Source organism: Sphingobacterium nematocida (assembly GCF_900168125.1).
GTDB lineage: Bacteria > Bacteroidota > Bacteroidia > Sphingobacteriales > Sphingobacteriaceae > Sphingobacterium > Sphingobacterium nematocida.
On the sequence record NZ_FUZF01000039.1, the window covers coordinates 1 to 1,352 of the forward strand.

Sequence of the window (1,352 nt, forward strand, 5' to 3'; positions counted from 1 at the left end):
GAGACTGTAACGTAAACTGTGTCAGCGGAATAATTCAATAAGGTTTTTTATATTTAATTATTCAAACGACATGGTCATGAAAGACAAGACCCCATTTGACTTTGAACGCTTCAAAGAGGAAGCTATGCAAGGTCTTTATAACGGGAAGAGTTTATCTCCGAACGACGGCGTTCTAGCGCCCTTAATGAAGCATTTACTAGAGTCTATGATGGATGGCGAGCTAGAGAGTCATCTTCAGGAAGATAAGGCATTAGGTAATTCCAATCGTCGGAATGGTAAGACTAAGAAAACTGTTCGGGGACTTAATACAGGTACTTTTGAGCTGGAGTCTGGACGGGATAGATCCGGTACATTTGAGCCTAAAGTAGTTCCCAAGCGTCAACTCATTATTACCGAACAACTAGAAGGTCATGTGCTGAGTATGTATGCCAAAGGGATGAGTACCCGTGCTATAAGTGACTTCATCCGTGAGATGTATGCTATGGAGATTTCCGCAACAGAAATATCCCGTATCACAGAAAGTGTCATGCCTGCCGTTAATGAGTGGCGGAGTCGTCCACTAGAAGCTGTTTACCCCTTTGTTTTCCTGGATTGTATGCACTACAAAGTTCGTCAGAATGGCACAGTTGAGTCCCGGGCCATTTATAATATCCTAGGTATCGGAATGGATGGACGTAAAGACCTGATAGGGCTTTATAGCTCGGAGAATGAGGGTGCAAAGTTCTGGTTATCGGTTCTCACAGATTTAAAACAGCGTGGTGTAGAGGATATCCTGATAGCCTGTATCGATGGACTCAAGGGCTTTCCAGAAGCTATAGAGTCTATTTTCCCAAAAACCAAAGTACAGTTATGCATTGTCCACCAGATCCGATCAAGTATGCGCTACGTTACCGAAAAGGATAAAAAGGCAGTTATAGAAGACCTAAAGCCAGTCTATAAAGCTGTAAACGAAGAAATGGGATATGAAAACCTACTGATTTTCGAAGAGAAATGGGGAAAGAAATATCCAATAGCTGCTAAATCCTGGCTGGATAATTGGACGAACTTATCTACTTTTTTCGAGTATGATGAGCAGGTCCGCAAGACTATTTACACCACTAATCCTATTGAAGGAATGCACCGTCAGGTCCGTAAAATTACGAAAACTAAAGGTGCATTCAGTTCTGAACAGGCTCTTATGAAGTTGATGTTCCTGATTATAAGGGACATCTCTAAAAAGTGGACAATGCCAATACACAACTGGGGCTTGACCATATCCCAACTTTACATTAAATTTGGGGATAGGCTCAAACTTGATAGAGGCTTTTAGATTTTGGTTAATTATCCAATGACACAGTTTGAGTTACACTCCC

General features: G+C 41.6%; 1 protein-coding gene. It reads left to right on the forward strand.

The annotated features are described in order from the left end of the window. Nucleotides 1-76: 76 nt before the first annotated feature. A complete protein-coding gene (locus B5X76_RS21540) occupies nt 77-1,309 on the forward strand; it encodes an IS256 family transposase (protein ID WP_079645978.1) in 1,233 nt (410 codons plus the stop codon). Nucleotides 1,310-1,352 lie beyond the last annotated feature (43 nt).

Coding starts and splice junctions, on each gene's coding strand:
- B5X76_RS21540 (WP_079645978.1), top strand. CDS start 77: ATGAAAGACAAGACCCCATTTGACTTTGAACGCTTCAAAGAGGAAGCT.